Origin of the sequence: Cytophaga aurantiaca DSM 3654 (assembly GCF_000379725.1) — a bacterium.
GTDB classification, from domain to species: Bacteria; Bacteroidota; Bacteroidia; order Cytophagales; family Cytophagaceae; genus Cytophaga; species Cytophaga aurantiaca.
Genome location: NZ_KB903666.1, coordinates 159,227 through 180,736, shown reverse-complemented (window position 1 = coordinate 180,736; position 21,510 = coordinate 159,227). Strand labels below are relative to the sequence as shown.

At 37.6% G+C, this 21,510-nt stretch carries 14 protein-coding genes; 5 read left to right on the top strand and 9 right to left on the bottom strand.

The window, feature by feature from the left end; translation table 11 throughout:
- The 3 genes from A3EE_RS21570 to A3EE_RS0119790 all read right to left on the bottom strand — a co-directional run.
- Positions 1 to 1,802 (bottom strand): endo-1,4-beta-xylanase (locus tag A3EE_RS21570; RefSeq protein ID WP_018345192.1); only part of this gene is annotated, 1,802 nt, incomplete at its 3' end.
- 64 nt (positions 1,803 to 1,866) lie between these two features.
- Positions 1,867 to 6,975, bottom strand: coding sequence for a sugar-binding protein (locus A3EE_RS21565; protein ID WP_018345191.1), 5,109 nt, complete (start codon positions 6,973 to 6,975; stop codon positions 1,867 to 1,869).
- Between the two features lie 254 nt (positions 6,976 to 7,229).
- Positions 7,230 to 8,132 (bottom strand): type IX secretion system membrane protein PorP/SprF, encoded by a 903-nt coding sequence (locus tag A3EE_RS0119790; RefSeq protein ID WP_018345190.1) that lies wholly within the window; start codon positions 8,130 to 8,132, stop codon positions 7,230 to 7,232.
- Between the two features lie 104 nt (positions 8,133 to 8,236).
- On the opposite strand from A3EE_RS0119790, the gene A3EE_RS0119785 reads away from it, so the two are divergent.
- The 3 genes from A3EE_RS0119785 to A3EE_RS0119775 are packed head-to-tail and all read left to right on the top strand — an operon-like array spanning position 8,237 to position 11,539.
- The gene (locus A3EE_RS0119785) at positions 8,237 to 8,809 is read left to right on the top strand and encodes an RNA polymerase sigma factor (RefSeq protein ID WP_018345189.1); all 573 of its coding nucleotides are present in this window, start codon (positions 8,237 to 8,239) and stop codon (positions 8,807 to 8,809) included.
- On the top strand, positions 8,806 to 9,939 hold the full coding sequence (locus tag A3EE_RS0119780) for a flagellar hook assembly protein FlgD (RefSeq protein WP_018345188.1): 1,134 nt from the start codon (positions 8,806 to 8,808) through the stop codon (positions 9,937 to 9,939). Before A3EE_RS0119785 ends, A3EE_RS0119780 begins: the two co-directional genes overlap by 4 nt.
- Positions 9,940 to 9,949: 10 nt before the next feature.
- Complete coding sequence (locus tag A3EE_RS0119775) at positions 9,950 to 11,539, top strand: glycoprotein (RefSeq protein ID WP_083921299.1); 1,590 nt, start codon at positions 9,950 to 9,952, stop codon at positions 11,537 to 11,539.
- 114 nt (positions 11,540 to 11,653) lie between these two features.
- On the opposite strand, the gene A3EE_RS0119770 is transcribed toward A3EE_RS0119775, so the two are convergent.
- A complete protein-coding gene (locus tag A3EE_RS0119770; RefSeq protein WP_018345186.1) occupies positions 11,654 to 12,298 on the bottom strand; it encodes a porin family protein in 645 nt (214 codons plus the stop codon).
- 264 nt (positions 12,299 to 12,562) lie between these two features.
- On the opposite strand from A3EE_RS0119770, the gene A3EE_RS0119765 reads away from it, so the two are divergent.
- On the top strand, positions 12,563 to 13,186 hold the full coding sequence (locus A3EE_RS0119765) for a hypothetical protein (protein ID WP_157447126.1): 624 nt from the start codon (positions 12,563 to 12,565) through the stop codon (positions 13,184 to 13,186).
- A 135-nt stretch (positions 13,187 to 13,321) separates the two neighbouring features.
- On the opposite strand, the gene A3EE_RS0119760 is transcribed toward A3EE_RS0119765, so the two are convergent.
- From A3EE_RS0119760 to A3EE_RS20995, 3 genes are read right to left on the bottom strand one after another with little or no spacing between them, the layout of a single operon-like run.
- Complete coding sequence (locus A3EE_RS0119760) at positions 13,322 to 15,826, bottom strand: DUF3160 domain-containing protein (RefSeq protein WP_018345184.1); 2,505 nt, start codon at positions 15,824 to 15,826, stop codon at positions 13,322 to 13,324.
- A complete protein-coding gene (locus tag A3EE_RS21000) occupies positions 15,795 to 16,355 on the bottom strand; it encodes a hypothetical protein (protein WP_018345183.1) in 561 nt (186 codons plus the stop codon). Before A3EE_RS21000 ends, A3EE_RS0119760 begins: the two co-directional genes overlap by 32 nt.
- Positions 16,356 to 16,372: 17 nt before the next feature.
- Positions 16,373 to 17,245 carry a CapA family protein gene (locus A3EE_RS20995; protein ID WP_157447125.1) on the bottom strand — a complete coding sequence of 291 codons (873 nt, stop codon included), beginning with the start codon at positions 17,243 to 17,245 and terminating at the stop codon, positions 16,373 to 16,375.
- Positions 17,246 to 17,476: 231 nt separating this feature from the next.
- Here A3EE_RS20995 and A3EE_RS0119745 point away from each other — a divergent pair, with 231 nt between their 5' ends.
- Positions 17,477 to 19,210 (top strand): hypothetical protein, encoded by a 1,734-nt coding sequence (locus A3EE_RS0119745; protein ID WP_018345181.1) that lies wholly within the window; start codon positions 17,477 to 17,479, stop codon positions 19,208 to 19,210.
- A 674-nt stretch (positions 19,211 to 19,884) separates the two neighbouring features.
- Here A3EE_RS0119745 and A3EE_RS0119740 read toward each other — a convergent pair.
- Both A3EE_RS0119740 and A3EE_RS0119730 read right to left on the bottom strand, forming a co-directional pair.
- The gene (locus tag A3EE_RS0119740) at positions 19,885 to 20,481 is read right to left on the bottom strand and encodes a YciE/YciF ferroxidase family protein (RefSeq protein WP_018345180.1); all 597 of its coding nucleotides are present in this window, start codon (positions 20,479 to 20,481) and stop codon (positions 19,885 to 19,887) included.
- A 292-nt stretch (positions 20,482 to 20,773) separates the two neighbouring features.
- A complete protein-coding gene (locus A3EE_RS0119730) occupies positions 20,774 to 21,328 on the bottom strand; it encodes a general stress protein (RefSeq protein ID WP_018345178.1) in 555 nt (184 codons plus the stop codon).
- Positions 21,329 to 21,510: the final 182 nt, after the last annotated feature.

Here is a 21,510-nt window from a genome sequence, read left to right as displayed (position 1 = left end):
GTGCTCCATGGGATACTTACTTCCACGATATAGCCTGTTGTTGTATTGGTAATGCCTTTGGTAATTCCTGTTACCGAATGTCCGTTGATCTCATAGGCTGCTGTGGCATCGTTCCATCTGAACGTGTACTGCTGATCGTTGGTGCCATACGTCGTTGCTTTGCTGTTACCCATATCAATGTACACTTCAACACCATCGTCGTTGTACACGTCTGTTCCTGCATCGTTGCGTTTAACATCGTCAGTTACCTGAACCAGTACATACAGGTTAGTTGCATCCCATGCAGCTTTCCAGTTGCCCGAAAGATCTGCCGTGGAACTAACCGTACCGCTTACTGTTTTACTTACGGATGTAGAAGTAAAGTTACTCCACAGGCCTTCAACTGTACCATCGATAACTGGGGCGGAGCCTGTCTGATAGATCGGCTTGGCTACCTGGATGTTTACTGCTGTACTTGTCGTTGTTGCACTTAATGCACTCGTTGCCTTTGCGGTGATTGCATAATTACCTGCTGTAGCTCCAGTGATTGTATACGTATAAGGTGAACTTGCATCGCTGCCTAATAACGTAGTTCCATTATAAAAATCTACTTTTGAAATACTTCCTGTGGTGATCGTTGCTGTTGCGTTGATCGTGACATTATCTCCTTCTGTGTAAACTGTATTGTTCGTCGGAGCGGTAATGGAAACGACGGGGACGGGATTAGGGTTCGTACAAGATGCAAAAGGTCCGGGAGCCGGACAACAAGATAAACTTGGTTGAGAAGCAAAATATTGTTTCAACCAGGTCATTGCAGGACGATCATTTCCATTCGCATAAATAATTCCTGAATCTGTACCACCAGCTCCTGTTTGCTTGTTTCCTCCAATCCACGTTTGCCCCTGAATATATCCCCATAATGTAATACCAGCTACATGCGGATGTTCCCATGCAATCGGAATCAACGTTGAATATACAGATTGCTGCTTAGCTTCGTTTGGATCTGCTGTAGCATCAAATTCTGTTAAATGTATAGGTACACCTGTTTTAGTCCAAATCTCATCGAGGCACGCCTTGAAATTAGCCGCTGTCAACGTATTGATTCCATGCATCTGAAGACCTACACCGTCAATTAAATTTTTCTTTCCATCTGTAAGGTTGGGTGCATTTTTAATTGCATTTGTCATTGCTATGTAAGGAGCACGACAATTGTTCCAGTTCATTTCAATATTATATTCATTAATCAATAATGTTGCATCAGGAAAATATTTTCTGGCAACCTGAAAACACCAGATCGCCCAACCATATTGATTATTTAAATCACCGGCATTTGCAGGTTCCGCTTTATATCCAGCAGTTAGTGCCGCCTTTAAATTTCCAGGCATTGGAGTATTGACAGGTTCATTTAAAACATCAATCATCTTTAAGCCTCCCATAGGTGCATAGTGATCTCTTACTGCTTTAAAATACGGATCTATATTATTCGTAATGGTTGCAGTAGCAGCAGTATTTACCCAGCCAGGTGTTTGCCCCCCCCAAATAAGATTGTGATATTTAAATATACCATTGTTATTTTTTGCCCAGTTGTAGCAAACATCTGAGCCACCAAAGTTATACTGCCCCATGGTACCCTCAACAGAGCCCCATTTAGATGCATTTTCAGAAGTTACCTGATTCCAAAAGGTTGTATAATTACTAGGCACATTACCGGAAATAATATTCCCAAGGTATTTACCTTTACACTTTGCTATCTGAGCTTGTGTATTTTGAAATACAAATAGCAAGCACATCAGGCCAATTGTTTTTAGAAGATGTTGTTTCATAGTATTGGTCGTTAATTAATTTCCAGTTATTGATATTCTATTTAAGTATGTCGAATAATGAAGTTTACTTGATTACGGTAACTTTCTTTCTCAAGATTGAATTACCATTGTTGATGATAAATACATAAGTGCCTGCACTCAGATTGCTCACATCTACCATCGCGCCGCTTCCTGTAAGTGTTGATTCCATTTGCATTTCTCTTCCCATCACATCTACAATCGTGAAGCTTGCATTTGACAAATCAACATCCGTTTCAATGTAAACATCTCCTCGGGATGGATTCGGATATATGTTTGCATTCAATGTATTTGATGACTGAACACCTGTTGTGATGGCTTCTGCTGTAATTGTTACCGGTGCAGAAGTTGTTACACCTCCGTTGCTGTCTGTTACACGAACCGTGATTGTATGAGTCCCTTGACCCGGATTGCTCCAGTCAAAACTGTATGGTGCTGTTGTGCTTGTTCCGATCACCATGTTGCCATCCAGGAATTCAACTGCTACAATCGTACCATCCGGATCTGTTACATCTGCCGCAATTGTAATTGTGCCCTGCACCGTTGTATTTGCTACAGGTGATGTGATAGTAATAACCGATGGCTGATTGGTATTGATGTTCACATTCGTTCCAGCTGATGTTGCGCTGCAGTTGTTCGCATTCGTTACCTCAACAGTATATACACCTGCATCCGTTGCTGTATACGTCTGAGCTGTTCCTACCTGAACAGTTCCTTTGAACCATTTGTAGGTAAAGCCTGAACCTGTATTCGCTGTCAACACTACACTGCCTCCCTGAGGAATAGAAGTTGAGCCATTAGCTGTGATCGTTGCTGTTGGTGCGGCATTTACCGTTACTGTTGTCGCTGTAGAAGTTGCTTTGCAATTGCTCGCATTTGTTACTTCGACCGTATAAGAACCGGCTGTTGTTGCTGTATAGGTTTGATTTGTTCCAACTTGTGTTGTTCCATTTTTCCAAACGTAAGATGAACCTGAACTTGCTGTAAGTACCACAGAACCACCTGCACAGAATGTTGTTGCTGTAGTTGTTGTGATCGCTGCTGTCGGTGCTGCATTTACTGTTACCGTTGTTGCCGCTGAAGTTGCTTTACAGTTTCCTGCATTTGTTACTTCTACCGTATAACTTCCGGCTGTTGTTGCTGTATAGGTCTGTGCTGTTCCAACCTGCGTTGTTCCATTTTTCCAAACGTAAGATGAACCTGAACTTGCTGTTAACACTACAGAACCACCTGCACAGAATGTTGTTGCTGTAGTTGTGGTAATCGCTGCTGTTGGTGCTGCATTTACCGTTACCGTTATTGCTGCAGAAGTTGCTTTACAGTTTCCTGCATTTGTTACTTCTACTGTATAAGAACCTGCCGTTGTTGCTGTATAGCTTTGTGCTGTTGCTCCTGTGATTGCTGCTGTTCCGTTCATCCATTTGTAAGATGAACCTGAACTTGCTGTTAATACCACAGAACCACCTGCACAGAATGTTGTTGCTGTAGTTGTCGTAATTGCGGCTGTGGGTGCTGCATTCACCGTTACCGTTGTCGCTGCGGAAGTTGCTTTGCAATTGGTACTGTTGGTTACTTCAACTGTATAACTTCCAGCTGTTGTTGCTGTATAGCTTTGCGCTGTTGCTCCTGTGATTGCTGCTGTTCCGTTCATCCATTTGTATGATGAACCTGAACTTGCTGTTAACACTACAGAACCTCCTGCACAAAATGTTGTTGCTGTCGTTGTGGTGATCGCGGATGTTGGTGCTGCATTTACTGTTACCGTAAATGTGGAAGTTGCTTTACACGTATTCCCATCTGTATACGTAGCTGTATAAACTCCGCCTTGGGTTGTTGTTACTGAAGCAAGCGTAATCTCTCTTGTTGTTGCACTGTAGCCGTTCGGACCTNTCCAGCTCCAGCCTGTTGTTACTGTTGGTTGTGGACCTAGTACAATTGTAGATCCTGAACAGACCGTTGCTGTATTTGTTTGATTCCATGCTCCGCCGTCTATCTGCGCATACTGCGTTATCGTCGGTAATGCATTAACCGTTACTGTTGTTGCTGCTGAGGTTGCTGAACAACCACCTGAGTTGGTTATTGTAACGGTGTATGTTCCTGCTGCTGTTGCTGTATATGTTTGAGCCGTTGCTCCTGTGATGGTTGTTGTGCCGTTCTTCCANACATANCTGTATCCTGTNCCTGTAGGTGCATTNAANANNACACTTCCACCTGCNCAGAATGNCGTTGCAGTTGTTGTTGTAATTGCTGCTGTNGGTGCNGTNCAGTTTAATCCTTTTAAGATAACCGTTCCCATCAGACTTGGATTGCTCCATGTATCGTCTGTTGTTGCTGCCCATGCCATCTTACCATCCCGTGCTGCTCCGTCATCATCATCNCTGATCATTACTTCAAAGCCTTCAATTGCATTTACTGAAGCGGTTCCTCCCATTGTGCTCCATGGGATACTTACTTCCACGATATAGCCTGTTGTTGTATTGGTAATGCCTTTGGTAATTCCTGTTACCGAATGTCCGTTGATCTCATACGCTGCTGTGGCATCGTTCCATCTAAACGTGTACTGCTGATCGTTCGTGCCATACGTCGTTGCTTTGCTGTTACCCATATCAATGTACACTTCAACACCATCGTCGTTATACACGTCTGTTCCTGCATCGTTGCGTTTAACATCGTCAGTTACCTGAACCAGTACATATAAATTCGTCGCATCCCATGCAGCTTTCCAGTTACCCGAAAGATCTGCCGTGGAACTAACCGTACCGCTTACTGTTTTACTTACGGATGTAGAAGTAAAGTTACTCCACAAGCTTTCAACTGTACCATCGATAACTGGTGCGGAGCCTGTCTGATAGATCGGCTTGGCTACCTGGATGTTTACTGCTGTGCTCGTTGTTGTTGCATTTAGTGCACTCGTTGCTTTTGCTGTGATTACATAGTTACCTGTTGCAGCTCCTGTGATGGTATACGTATAAGGTGAACTTGCATCGCTGCCTAATAACGTTGTACCATTATAAAAATCTACTTTCGAAATACTTCCTGTTGTGATCGTTGCTGTTGCTGTAAGCGTAATATTATCGCCTTCGGTATAAACTGTACCACTCGTTGGGGCTGTGATTGAGACTACAGGGACTGGCGCTGCAGCTCCTGATAAAAAGCGAATGGTATTCACACTAAAACTATTTGCTCCGCCAACCCATCTTAAATACACATCATGTTGCCCGGATGAATTAAACGTTCCTGTTACATTGCTCCATACATCCACTCCTCCTGTATTCGGAATAGCTATTGTTGAAACTTTTGTACCAGTTCCTCCAATGTTATCAAGCCACACTTCCAAACTACCATTACTATTGGCAGAAGATGCATTCACTTCAATACCTGTAGTTACTCTGCTACCTGAACCCAGATCAACCCCTGCTAACATAAGCCAATCACCGGAAGTGCTGTTTGTTACTACACGGCCGGGTGTTCTATTTGCAAATGTTACACCATACCAGTTGTTTCTTCCTTCCACACGAATCGGAACAAAACCATAACGATATGAAAACTGATCGAAGTCGGCAGATGTAGCAGATGCATAAAGACCTACAGAGGTTCCTACCCATTGATTATAATTTGTTTGTGATTTATCCATGTTGGACACATCCTTTGTGCCAAGCTGTGTCCAGGCAAGTCCATCCGCACTGTAAAAACACGTTAATATATGTAAGGCACGCTCAACACGTAACCACACAGTAGTACCAATGGCATTATTCACTTCTGTTGTTACTCCTTGAAAAGACATACCAATTTTTTTGCCATTGTTATAGCCAGTATATAGTGTGAAGGTAACATCATCATTACCGTTCGTCATTCTGATACCAGCTTGTTGTCCATTAGCTGTAGCATTTAAATCTACCTTTGTAGTCAAAGAAAAATATTTTCCTTTTTCTTTTTGTAATACATGTGTATATCCTGTTCCGGGCTTTAATCTCATATAACCCGGACGTTCGCTCAAACTGTATTTAGAAGCATTGGCATACACCTTACTTAAAAAATGCCAATTGAGACTTAATGTTGTTGACTCAAAATAATCGGACCGATCAAATTCATAATTAATATTACTGCTTGGAAGATTCGGGCCTTGTACCGGATTAACGCTTACAGGAATCCCTTTAGGCACACCATTCGCATCCCAGATAACTTGGTGCAAATGGCTTTGTCTGCCTTGCCCTTCCCAGCCACCATTATCATAGGCATGCGAAAGACACCACCAGGTACCATCGTCTAACTTTATAGGTTGTGTAACATGATTCGGTCCTGTAAAACCACCTGAACCAGTTGATGTCTGCCAAAACGTTCCATGCCTTGTCCAATCCGATTCTACATTAGAAAGTTTAGCAGAACTCAACACATATTGTCCGCCTGTTACATTTCCTGCAACAAACATATAATAGCGGCCATTGCGTTTGCACATTACCGGACCTTCAGCCCAGCTGTATGGATGTCCATTGGAGTTGATCCAATTCATATTCAATGCTTGTCCGGTAGGTTGTCCATCCATGCCCATTTTTTGTAGACCATTCAGATCCTGCCCATTTTTTAAGAGCATATAAGGAGTACCATCATCATCCACAAAAATGGAATTGTCATAGCCATACACACCTGTGTTGGTGTTTACTTTCACCGGGGCAGACCACGGACCAGCCATGTTTGTTGCATTACAGAAATATTGTCCGCCACCAGCGTTGTTTGAAAAGTATACCCAGAACTTATTATTAAACTGTGCCAGGGAACCTTGCCATGTACCTCCTGAAGGGGTATCGTTATTGGGAATACTTGATGTAGGTGGAATCACACGAGCAATAACTTCCCAGTGCATCAAATCTGTTGAATGAAGAATCGGAAGATAAGGTGTAAAGTGAAAATTAGAACCTGTTGAATAAAAATTTGCCCCGACGCGCATCAAGGTCTGATCCGGGTGATCACCAGGTAAAATTGGATTCACATAGGTTTGAATCCCATTCGTTCCCGGTTGATTGGATAGCTGAGCTCGTACAGTATTTCCATAAAGGAGAACTATTAAAATGCAGATGAGCATCTTTGGCGTTACAAATGCCTGGATAATTGATTCAAAATTCTGCTGAATGTTTGAGTATCGTAGATTTTTTTGCATACAGACGTTATCGGTTAACTGGCAATCTTTCCTAAAAAAGACTACAGGCTACGTATGCCCACAAAAAAGGTCATCATTAAAATGTAAGAAAATATTATAAAAATGCTAAAAAAGTAAAAATGTGCCTTTATCAATAGAATTCGCGGAAAAATATCCTTCCTATTATAAAAAATAGCATTCTAAAGCCACAATGTTGATTATTAAATAAAAGAAAACCCAATACGGGAGTTTATAAAAATAGTTTTACAAATTGATTATAACTGAACGGCCATAAACAATTCCAATGTACTGTTTGGTGTAGGAAATACACTGTGGTAAATACTATAGGTTGTTACAATAGACAATTCTGTTCCATATAATTGAATATGCTGCACTCCAACATTGAAGGAAGTTTTCTTCAGTGAAAAATTATTCATACCGATCATAACATATTCAAAAACATCTGTCATTAAACCCATGCTATAATTAAAATTACTTCCACCTGAATATTGAACAACTCCGTATGCAGTTAATTTTATCCTCGGAGCAATTCTGAACCGTTGAGAAATATCTATATTATAGAGTCTGCTGAGTTTGAACGATTGACTGACAGGAATTAATATCGGCGTGAAAATTTGCTGCATGGAAAAACCAATGATGGTGTTTGGCCGGATATAATGAACGCCTAACATTCCATCCGGACCAAAGTCTGAACCACCTGTACCGCCTTGAGTTGTAAGGAAAGCATAGTTGATAAAGCCTAAAGATATACCTGCAGAAACGGAAGCTCTTCTACTTAATTGAGTAAACCAGGAATATCTGAATTGTAATCTACTTTTAGAGATATACTGTCCTATTTTTGAATTTAAAGCCTGCATGCCAATAAAATGATAGGAGTTTTTACGGCCAGTGCCAATCCGCTTATCGATATCCATATAAAACCGATTCACATATTTGATCAAACCCAATTCATCAATTGCATTAATGCGTATCTTAAACAGATAAGACGAATCTGCTGCTGCCGGATTTATTAAATAGGGATTGAGGCTGGTTTGTGTGAAATCTTCAAATTCAGTTGTATTAAGCTGAGCATGAGAGGTTATTAGGCTTCCAAAAAATAAAAATACAATCCCGATTACAGGCTTTATTCGCAAGCTGAATTTCAAGATTGTGTACATTTATAATAATTATTGAAATGTTAATATTAAAAATTAAATTCGTTAAATATAAGATATTATATAAATAAGTGATGACTTTTTTTTAAGACTGCGTAGATTAAGAAATGAGCGACAATTCGAAAATCATTATTGAATGTATTCGTACGGGAAAAAATAATGAGGCGCTGAAGTATTTATACAAAGACCCGCTCCGAAAGATACGGAGTTATATTTTAAAAAACTCAGGGTCTTTGGATGATGCGGATGATGTCTTTCAGGATGCTGTGATTGTGTTATTTCAATATATAAAAAATGGAAAATTCAATGAAGACTATGACCTGGATGGGTTTTTATTCCGCGTTGCAAAGAATTCCTGGATTGATATAGCACGAAAAAAACAAAAAATGATTAAGGCTTCGTTTATAGGCTTTGATATTGGTGATGACAGTGATCAATTAAGAGACATTATCAAAGGCGAACAGTTAGCTGCATTTAAAATTTTGTTTGACAAACTCGAAGATAACTGCAAAAGGATATTATCATATGTCATCTTTGACAAAAAAAGCATGAAAGAAATTTCAGCTTTAATGGATATGAAAGATGAGAAAGTAGCTAAAAATCAACATTACCGTTGTAAAAAATATTTTACCAAACTTGTTTCTGAAAATAAAGAAACGCTAAACTTATTAAAAAATTGAATCCGCAAAACGAACTATTTGACGCTATTGAAAACTACCTTAATGGAGGTATGTCTGAGCATGAGCGTTTTGCTTTTGAGGAAAGAATCGCTCAGGATAAAGCGTTGGCTGATCAGGTAGCGGAAGTACGCGCTAGCAATGAAGCCATATATTATGCCTCCTTAGCAGAATTGAAAAATACGATAGGTCAGGATATTAAAAACATCAAATACAAACCACCCATCGATTGGAAAAAAGCAGGAATCATTTCGGTTGTTTCATTAGCAATACTTTCGGGTGCAACAACATACTTTGTTTCAACAGAAAATTCAACGATCGAAGAAAGTAAATCAGAATCGAAACAAAATAGTAAAACCCAGGAAAATGTTCTAATTGAAGAAAATAAGAATAACGGATCAAAAGAAAAACCTTCAACTGAATTAAGTTCTGCTCAATTATCAAATACAAAAGTAGAATCAACAGAGACCGCACACATTAGTAATACAAACAAAGAAGAAGCAATTAAAACGGACTCTTCAAAGAAAAGTATTTTCAACATAGACAAGGACAACACTCCGGAAACTAAAACACAATCCAATCAATCCGGAACAACCGCTAAAAATGTGGACACACCTGTATTAAATGAAAACAATATCAATTGTGATAAATCGTTTAAAATAAATACAGAACCTTCTTGTAAGGAAAAAGAAACAGGAAGTATATCAATCATTTCAGATGGTGCATATACGTACACATACCAGATAGACATTCAAAGTAAAACCGGATCAAAAGGATTATTTTCACACTTATCTGCTGGAGTTTACGACCTACTGGTTACTTATGACAAAGAATGTACATATAAGAAAAAAGTTATCGTAGAAGAAAAATGGTGCGCCATGAATGAATCTTATAGTTTCAATCCGGACTATAATGAAAAATGGAAACCTATATATGAATCAGGTACATCTGGTACGATCCTAATTTACGATAAACAAGGTAAAGAAATCTATAGTCTTCCATTTGGTTCAGGGAACGAAGAGTGGATTGGAAATAACAGACAAGGTCAGCCTGTCGCCGTTGGCATATATGTTGCCTTTATCACTTATTCCGATGGACGAAAAGAAAAAGTAGAATTAACAATTGTCAGATAAATTAAACGTGATGAGAATATTATTAACATCGATTTTTTTCCTTGCTATTCGCGTTGCTTTTAGCCAACTAATAACATTGCCTGACCAGAAGCTGATCGACAAATTAAATTCATCCTATCAGTACGTGATGGTAGGTAATCAACTGGATGCAGCAAAAGCCGCTTTAGTTACAGGCCCATTGGATTTACGCTTTGCCGGTATTGTTGATGCAACAGGCGTAGAATATTTCAAAAGTATTAATACGCTGGATCTAGGCAACAATCAACTTACCAACGTACCCAGCTTATTAGGCATAACCGGACTTGTTAATTTTTATGCATCAAATAATAATTTAACTTCATTACCCAGTATGGCTACCCTACATTTGAAAGATTTTCAAGTGGTAAACAATAAACTTACAGCTCTTCCCGACCTATCCGGCTCTACAGGATTATTATCATTGTATTGCAATAACAATAATCTTACTCAGTTCCCTTCGCTTATTAATTTCCCACAACTTAGTAAATTAGTTACCGGACAAAATCCGATAAGTGCTTCTTTTATTGATGTAACTCCATGCATACACCTTACCGAATTGCATGTACACAGAACAGGAATTGATACCATTATTGGACTTGAGAAATTAACAAGCCTTACAACACTGTATGCATGGACAAACAATATAAAAAGTTTTAAAGCCTTAGATAATATATCAACACTTACACTGTGTGTTATATTTGACAATCCGTTTTCTGACATGCCCAATATGCAAAATAAAACAGGACTCAGTCCACTTAATGTATATGGCGCCTTGCTTACATTCGAAGATATACAACCCGTACTTCAAAATAATCCTCCAGCTACATTTATCTATAGCCCTCAGCGCGCTATTCCCTTTGCTGATGTTACAGCACGAGCAGAGAACAATTATACACTAAGCTATCCTGTAGCTTCACCGCTACCAACAAACATATACGTGTGGATGAAAAATGGTATTATCATCGATAGTTCTGCATCGCCTTCGTATACGTTTAGTCCGTTGAAGAGTACAGATGCCGGCACCTATCAATTAAAAGTATACAATACCTCTATCACAACATTAACCTTAAACACCAATACATTTAACATTGCGGTACTACCTTGTATTGAACTTAATATACCCAATGTAGATATTGTGAGTAAAGATTGCAGCAAAGGGTATACGATTGATTTTTCTCAGAATCAAATCTCAGGTGGTACTGCCCCATTTACCTATGAACTTGTTACAAGTTCAACACGAAAAAACATTACCTATCCACTTGTTGAAAATGTTGAAGCCGGAAATTATTTTCTTAGAGTATTAGATTCTAAATTATGTAGTGCCACAGATGATTTCATATTAAATAGAATTGACAACTGTGATCCTGTTCTGACTCCGAATGGTGATGGCATAGCGGATACATATTATATTGAAAACAAAGGAAAAGTAACTGTATACAATCTCCAACGAGTAGTTGTAAATACCTTACAGGCACCGATTGTTTGGGATGGCACAGACAGAAACGGGGCGCTGCTGGATGCAGGATTTTACATTTTAATTACGGAAGGCGCAAAGCCTGTGTATTTAACGATTATCAGGTAGCTGATACAAGGAAAGTAGTCTCATACAAAAAAGCTCATCCGAAATCCGGATGAGCTTTTTTGTATACTTTTGAAAACATAAATCAGAAAATTACTGACCACTGTTTACTGACCACTAATTACCTATCCCGAATCTCAATCCAAGATTAATACCCAGGTTACTGTTCATCATATTATTTGAACCGTTTTTATTTTGCTGAATAAATCCGTGATAATAAACAACATCAGCACTTAACCATAAACCGTCTGATACCATGTAGCTCGCGCCTATTGTACCCTGCAGCCCGAAATCAAACGCTTTAAAAGAATCGTTTACCGGACTTTTATAAATTAAATTTTTATCTCCATCCAATGTACGGATTTGTCCGCCCGTTAAAAAACCAAAACTTGGCCCTAATGAAACATTCGGACGGAAAGCATGATCATTTTTATTAAAGAAATAAATAGCACGGATCGGAACACGAATGTAATCACTTCCAACTTTTGTAGTTATGGTTTGACCGTTATAAGGACCAGAGCCCGGATTGGTAAATCGCAGGCCTTCTCTGGAATACTTTACATCTGCACCAAACCCCCAATGCGTATCTGTACTGTAAACCAATGTAGCACCTAAATTCCATGCCGGATTGAACGTAACGTCTTCATCTGTATCAGATAGCCATGCTGTTCCATAACCTGCTGTAACACCAATAGAAGTGCGTTGTGCATTTGCTGCCAGCACACCAAGTAATAAGATTCCCGATAATAAAATTTTCTTCATGATTAATAATTAGTTAAAGACTAAAATGTGATTGAAAGATAAATTCATTATTTATCTGACAGAACAAAGGTATTCTTAAGCATACATCAAGTATTATATAATCACAGGAGATTGTTATATGATTACACTGCGTTTTAGTGGTTTAGTATACACGTCTTTTACACCGAACGAAAGTAGAAATTTAATAATGAGAGCTAAAACCATAATAAATGTTTCCTATATTAGATTCAACTTTTAGATAACTAATTCAACTTTTAATATAACATGCGCACATCCATTTTATTAGTTCTTGTTACAGCCCTCATGGTCAGTACGTCTTTTACGAAGTCTCCGAAAGCCCTTGACAGCTATCAGGTATTTATTATTCAGGATACGATTCGTAGAGAAGTGCTGTTTGATTCACAGAATATTCATTTAAAAAAGAAGCCATTTAAAATTGAAATCAGATTGAAAGATTCATTAGATGGCGTATCGTTAAACATCTCGTATCATAGAACATACTACGACACGCCTCTTAGTAAACATTTACCCGACTGGGAAAATATTGTTGGTAAAACAATGGCTGAAGATGAATTCAATAAAGATAAAGATATTGCCGTTGCAGACGATGCCTTGTGTTATTGGTTTTATGAGTCCGATCAATTCAATTTTCATCGCTTTGATCCCACTGTTAAAGTTGAAAACGGAACGACCATTGGAACCATAACCGTAGAGAATATTTCAGACACAGATACCGGAAAAGAATATCCAATCAAAAAAATTCAAGCTCCGTTGTATTTTGTATTCTTCAATTACGATCACAAAATTGATTATACCCATAAAGCAGAAGATCAATACACCGCATGGAAAGAGTACGGACGTAAGCGGGTAAAATTATCGTTTGATTAATATACACAGTGGTTGGTCGAAAAGACACAACCACTGTGGTTTGCTTGCATAGGTAAAGATTTTAGTACCAACAAAAAGCGGATGATTCTTTCAGAACCATCCGCTTTTTTATTCGTATCTTTTTACCTTTTAAATCTAGTATAAATTAAAATTTGGTGCTGTTTTAATTTCCGGTACTGTTATCCGGATATCGTTCATCCATATAGCCTGCTTCTGCTCTTTATTATTTTTAAACAGATCTTCCTGCCATTCTTCATCTGTCAACCGGTTTGAAGAAGGTCCTGTGAATTCATACTGACTGAATACTGCACCACGTGTTAAATAAAGTAATCCATTAATCTCCACAACAACATAAATTTCATCGGCCATACCCACTCCTTCCTGAAGACACTGATCGTTATAGGTATATACATCTGTGATCACAGCCATGTATCTATCGGGAGAGCTTACCGAAGCCGTGAACGCCTCTGTAGATTCAATAATATCCAGTGTAAGCCGCTCTACATCTCCGCCAACAAAGGACAGTCGTTCAAAATCTTCTACCGATATTTTCTGTCCTTTGAGTTCAGCTTCACTTATACGCAATAGAAAAGTACCCAGATCCAGTAACTCGTCGTTTCGCTTCTGTAAGGTCGCAGTCATCATATTATTTTCTTCCAACAACTCTGCATTCAGTTTTAAAAACTCCAGACAGGTATTCCAGAAAGCAATGCTTGGCTCTACATAACTGATTTTTTGAGGAGGTGGTATTTCTCCTCCATCGCCCATTTCTGCGCCACTTGGCTGCTGTATATATAAAACCATATCGTGTTTCAACTCTGTCCATGAAGCCAGCATCGTATTCAGATTTTTCTTTTGCCATGCAGGTAATTTCATAAAATACGGAGCTCTCGAATCTGTTTCTTGCAACGCCAACACCGCTTCCATCTGCTTGTTGTAGACACTGTTGTTCCAGTTATCAAACTTTTTGAATTTATCTTTCAACGCATTCAGTGTATCGGTATATCCGCTCCAGTTCTGACCTTCCTTATAGGTGTTCAATAAAATTTCTTCTGCCGTTTTATTTCCCATGGCAGCAAATACGTCCAATGCCTTCGGAATCGGACGCAGCGGTTTAGGTCTCAACACATGAACAAGACGCTGTAAAATTTCTCCATCAAACGTATAGCGTCCTGCCGTGAATACAATTTTCTTTCTTGCCAGAAATTCTATGGTGCGTTCATTGGCTCCGGCTGTTCCGAATTTAGAAGGATCCATCGCATACAAGGATGTGCGTATTTTATTCAGATTCGATGCCGACAACAATTCTTCCTGCTTGGCTTGTTTGTATTTTTCAAGAACTTTCAACAAATGATAAAACGAAAGATTGTTTTCGTCACCGGCTAAGAAACCAATCACTTTTGAAAATTTTAAGTACTCATCTTTTGCTGTTTGCGATGCTGCTAGGTGATATCCGATCTCAACCGCGCTGGACAAACGTTCATCGGTATCCAGAAAAATGACTGCACTGTTCAGCCATTTCACACATTTAAAATACTGTTTCAATGTATCACTGCGTGTATAATTACCTCGTGGAATAAACTGCGTATAATCCATCAGTGAATCACCCAGAAAGTCTGAACGATCTATTTTTTCAGCGTCGTTGATATGTGTATATTCAAAATCAAAAGCACTTTCCATACCTGCCGGCACGGTATATTTCTTGCCTTTTAATAAAGACAATGCAACAGCAAAATAGGTCTGATTCCAGGCTCCGGCTTTGCGAAGAGCAGCAGTTGCAGAGGCACCATCTTTCTTTGAAGCTTCATACAATTCTGTAAGAAGTCTGTCCAGCAACGGATACATTTTTTTTGTTTCAAGACTCTGCATTTCCTTACTGATGTGCATATGCAATACTTGCAAATACAAATCTGTTGTTATAAAACTCGGTGTATAATCATAGTAATTCTGATCGTATACATGGAAGAGCTGTTCGTGTTTCGCTTTATTAATCACAAATCCATCGGCGGCAAGATGCTGTTTTACTGTTAGGGGTAAATCTGTAAACTGGTGCCAGTTTACTACATTACTCATATTGGCTCTTTCATATCCTGCCGTTTGAACATAATTGTTTTTATGCAGTACCGTTTCTACACGCAATACTCTATCAATAAATTCTTCTTCTTGTTTTGTCAGTTTTATCTGAAAGTTTTCATCCCAGAAAACAGGTTGATACCAATTTGTAGCATTGAAATGAGAACGCATCACATAATCCATAAACAAAAATCCGTGGCGCGCTAAAATTTCTGCACGAAGCATACGTAGTTCATGAAACGTTTTACCGGTAAGATCGACATTAAAATTAAATGCCGGCGGCTGTACCTTATCCTTGTAATAGTCTTTAAAATACTCCACGTAATCATGGTGTTTATACGATGCTTGCGGATCAATTTCTTTTGTTGTGATCGGATAGCCTTCATCGTAGGGTGCAAACTTCATCAAGGGCTGATTGAGTTTATACGCTTGCTGCGCCGTAGTCTTTTTTTCTTCTTCTTTTTTGTCAGAACACGAAAAACAGAGAGCAGCCAGTAAAATCAAACCGGATGTTGCTGCAATGCCAGTAAGCCTGTTAACGATACAATTGTTGTTTTGCATTTTCATAATTTATTGAATCTTGTTCGGTAGAAAGATACATCATTCCAAAAGAGCCCCATTTATAGGAACGTGTGCAAAATGTTTCCGGACTGGTGCGTTCTATGGTACGGATAATTATTTCCTGTAAACTATCTTTTTTTACTGAAAATTCTTCCAGCGGATTTACAAGTCTTGAACTCAGCCACAGTGGACGAATGTAAGCACGATCAATCTGAAAGATAAACAAACGTTTTTTTAAGATTGAATCAAAAGGTGTAGGTTTTATAATGCCCAAACAGATATCTGTCTTTCCGTCCCGGTTTACGTCGCCTGTCTCCATTTGAAAAACATCATAGGGTGTGTAGATACAATCAATGGGTTGCCTTGCTGTATCCGATATAGACAATTGATATTTTTGAATACTTTCCATTTTTTTGAGGCTCACAAAACCATCAAAAAAATCATCTTTTATGCGTACTTCTTTTTCAAATGTGTCTGGTTTGGAACAGCCATTCAAAAAAAATAAAAACACGAAGCATAGAAATCCGATTTTCATATGAAATATAACAGCAACTAAAAAACAATTCCTTTGCGATGCAGAAATTGTTCGGCATCTGTTTCAGTCATAATACAAGGTTTAGAATCAGACAGAATAAAGGGGATCACACGTACTAAAGTAATTGTATTATCCCGAATATCAAAACATGTAAAAATGCCTGTATTGCCCGGATATGTATTCGTATCAAAAATAAAATTCCCCAGGCTATAACAAATATATTTTCCTTTGTACATCTCTATTGGCTGAACGACATGCGGATGATGTCCGATGATGAGATCTGCACCTGCATCAATAAACATATGTGCCTGCACCTTTTGATCTGCCGATGGCAGCGTATCCATTTCAATACCCCAATGCAGACAAATAATAATAGAATAATCCGGATGTGTCTTTTTGAATGCTTTAATCCGGCCTTGTAATGCTGTACTGTTTTCATTGCAACACCCGGAGGATTCCTGCTGATACAACAACGTGTTTGAAAAGACTGCGAGCTTCGATCCATTCTTGTGAATAAATACCGGTTCACAAGGCTTCAGAAGTGTACTGTCTGCTCCTACGTAAGCAATATGATTGCGACTTAGCTCCTGCATGGTTTCTTGTATACCTTCTTTGCCATAATCACCCGTGTGATTATTCGCCAGGGCAACATGCGTAATACCACCTGTACGGATTGCAGGAAGCCAATCCGGATTTGCACGAAAGAAATACTTTTTATCTCTTGCTTCAAGTTTATCAGAACAAACCGGATGCTCAAGATTTACAAGCACCATATCCTGCTGCTTGAATACCTCTTGTACATCTGTAAACAGATAAGCAATTTCATTCTTTTCTATCGTCTTACGTGTTCCGCGATCAAGCATCATATCTCCGGCAAAAAGTATGTGCACCGGTTCTGATTGGTTACAGGCAGAAAAAAATATACCACAGACCAACAGCAACAATACGTTGTGTTGTTTGCATGGAAAAGTATTTGAAATTATATGATATAACATCATTTCAAAGATACAGAAATGGTGGAATTTTTCTTCATCCTGGTAATGTTCGGGGGTAATTCTATTTGTATTTTGTCTACCTCCAAATTCAATGTATCTTTATTGATATTATTTTATTAATGATCTATGAATATTAAAGTATTTGTTATTGCTGTTTTTGTTCTTGTTATTTCCGGCCTTTCATCCACAGCACAAACACAGCCTTATCAAGCTGTTATAAAATATTATAGTATTAGCGATAACACTTCTATTATTTCTTCTAATATAATATTGAGCTTTTTAAAAGACACAAGCAATACAATATATACAATCGATTTTTCTACCAGCAAAGAAAAAATAGTAAGCAAAAGTGACCACTTAAAAATTTTATATGGAGTTCCATCCAGTATGAGTTTAATACCCTGGAAGTCTGAGAGCTATTCGCATCCAAGATATTACAATCAGCATTTTTACTTTAACAACGAAGTATATCAAAAAGCTTCTTATGATGTGGATTTTGACAAATCAGACTCAAGCCTTGCGAACGTATTTCTATACGAAAAATCACGTTTATCATTTTATGTAAAAGATTCAAAAATTTCAATAACATATCTTATTGATCCCAATTCAAACAAGGAGTTACCCTATTATATACATTTCAGTAAACCACTAAACACTAGAACAAGAATCGGCGGCGGAGATTATAATTTCACTATTAAATGGAATGATTTCATACATTTTTTATCAACGAATTATCCAACGACTGTTACGTATTACGATCCTGTTTACAAAGTGCTCAACGAACAGTATTCACGATGGGGGTTGGATGCAGTAAATGATATAATCAGCAAGCCTTGTAAGATTTCATACCGAAAAAATACTATTGACTCAATACGGTCGTATAAAGAACAATTAGCACCCAATAAATTGTATGTAGAAAACTATACCTTTTTTAAAAGTATCTCATATGATTCTTTGCATAATGTATTGTCTAAAGAATATAAAATAAAAAGTTTTTCATTACCTCTTACGAAAGTATGGGAACAACACCAAACAATCTTTTTGCCCGATTCAATAAAAACTATTTCATTAAATAATGATATTGGTTACAAACCAATATCTAATAGCAACGCTCGTCATCAAAATAAAAAATACACAACACATTTTATCGAAAGTATAAATGTTGTATGTAAAAACAACAACAGATTAACAATGGCGCAAGTCCCTTTCATTACTCTGTTATTGGAATATGTTGATCGTGGAAAAATAACCTTGTATCATTATGAGCATGATCCTTACTATAGCCCCAAACTTTCTATTGCAAACACCATAGATATAGATGAAATATATGATTTGTATGAACGAGAACTGATTTATGATGCATGTTTTGAAAAAGATTCCTTTTATCCCTTAAATAAGGATTTTCGGGTAAAAGCACTTAAGGATACGTGTTTTGGATCAGATCCAATTGATTTACTTTATTATGTGAAAGATTATTTAGAATCCGACACCATAGGTATTTATAATAAGTATAGTTACTCTTTTGATGTAAAAAAATATTTTGAAAAAGATACCTCATATAGATTTAACTGGGAACAACACATCACACAAATTTCATTGTACAAAAAAATAGATTTAAAAAATATAAATCATGCACAAAAACCTGTGCTTGAATGCATCAGTTTTGATCTATGTTATTACAACATAAAAGGTATTGACATTCATATGGGACATGTTAAATGGGAAGATTTAAAAAAGATCATGCTTGCTGATAAAAGAGCATGGTATATAAATAACGGGAAAAGAAGAAATTATATTCATGATATACAATCCAAAGACCTTCTTAAATTCTTCCGTTATATGTACAACGAATTAGAATAATTAAAAAGCGCTTTTAAAACAATAAGCCGCCGAACATGATTGTTTAGGCGGCTTATCTCCTAGCTGGAAAAGATCCCATCATTATTTTAATATATCTGCACGAATTGAGACTTTTTTATTTATATAACTGTGCGGTCAGGTACAACTACATAAATGAAAATAACTCAATTCCCTGCAGATAATGTTTTTAGACTCAGAGTCTGCTGCCGAACTCCCCTAAAATTCGGCAGCCAGTCCGTAAACGGAACCTGAACTCTTTGTCAAATCAATCTATACTGTATATCCATTTCCTCTTGCATGCGAGCATTGGATTAAGACATACAGTATATATCAATGCGTTTTATGCTATTGCATATTATTTGGTCGTATACAAGAACAGAATTACATGTTGTAGTAAAGAATACTAAGCTGCAAATAGCCTGGGAAGTGTCTCAAGCTCCCACTCACAAAATTATCAACATTATGCTGGATAGTAATAGTGCGTTTTTGTATTCTGTTCCCTGTATACTAAAATCTTATTTCAAGTGAATATTTAAAAGCCATCTGCTTTTTTTACGATACAAAGATATTCGACTCTTTATTCAATTAATTATATAATCTTTCAGGAATGTTATAAGTTTTCCATTAATCAACTAACTATGAATTGCTTTTTTTCATTCATAATTCATAATTAGTTACGCTTCCTGGTGTGCAGCTTCAATGTTAATCGTATTTTCAGCAACTTCGGTTAATTTTTCGTCTGCTGCTTTTTCTTCGCTTAAGGTTGCGGCAAGAAGTTTTACAACTTTATCCAAACCTAAGGTGTCTGCAAACTGACGTAATGTTCCGTAGGTAGCAATTTCATAGTGTTCTACTTTTTGAGCAGCAGAAATAATACCTGCATCACGCATCGCACCTTTATCACATTCTTCCATAATCTCTCCTGCCTCCAGAATCAAGCCGGCAGTTGCTTCACATTTTTTTGCTACAGCATTTTTACCGATAAGTTCAAATACTTGTTCCAAACGTGTTACATGATTTTGCGTTTCATCCAGATGAGATTCCAATGCTTTAATCAAATCACCCGATGTAGCATTTTTAATCATTTTCGGAATTGCTTTTGTTAATGCTTTTTCAGCCCAGTAAATATCTTTCAATTCATCTTCAAATAATTTCTGTAATTGAGATTCCTGAATAGAATCATTACTTGGAGATTGATTCGATTTTGTTGTTTTCGGTGTAGCTGCAGTTTTTTTAACTGAACCATTTCCATTACTTGTTTTCTTTTCCATAGTCGTATAGTTGTTAGTTGTTAAAGATCTTTATCTATTATTTTCTTGTCAAGCGTATAAATGCATAAATAATTATTGCTACAATAAATACGGTAATGAAAATACCGAAACTCATACCTGCACTAAAGATGTCTCCTATTACGCTGCAAGAGCTAAATAAGAAAGAGGTTATAAACGCGGTTGTTATGACTGTAAGATTTTTCATCATCGTAGATATAACGTTATATATTATTTTAATAATTGTATGAGATTAAAAGCAGTATACTTTTACACTGCTTTTAATCTTTTTAATTTAATGATGAATTTCTTCGCCTTTATGTTCTTTCCAGTTGTTCTTGAAGTACTCGGCATCTTCATCATTGCGTGGATGTACTCCTACTACAATATTTCCTTTTTTTATGCCATCTTCATAAATACGAGCACGTTCCTCAGGAATACCTGCACCTACTAACGTTCCAACAATCCCTCCCGTAATGCTGCCTGCACCCGCACCAGCAAGACCTGCTGCAAGCGGACCAGCAATTACAAGTCCAAGACCGGGAATTAGAAGTGATGTTCCTATTGCTGCAATCGCACCTGCAACTGCACCGACAGTCCCGCCAATAGCAGCACCTTTACCAAGACCTTCAGCAGCTTTTGTACCAATCTCTGTATCGTCGTCTGCAAAATGTTTTTTACGTGTATCGTCAGACATGAGTAAATGGACTTCATCCTGATTGTAACCTTTTTCATGCAACGCATTGTATGCATTTTCTGTACTTTCACGATCTCTGAACATTCCTGTCACCAATTTGTTATTTGTTGTCTTGTAGGTGTTGGTTGGTGTTGAATTGTTTTGATTTTCCATAATAGTATTTGATTAGCTGATTAGAAATTGTTTAAGTTTTATATTACGAATGTAGGGCATTCAAACACCTCACTACTTACATAATACAATCTATTGATTACAGGTTTTCCATACATCGAATAGTTAAATAAATGCATAAAAAAAGGCTACATCGCTGCAGCCTTTTTTATTTATAATTTTAA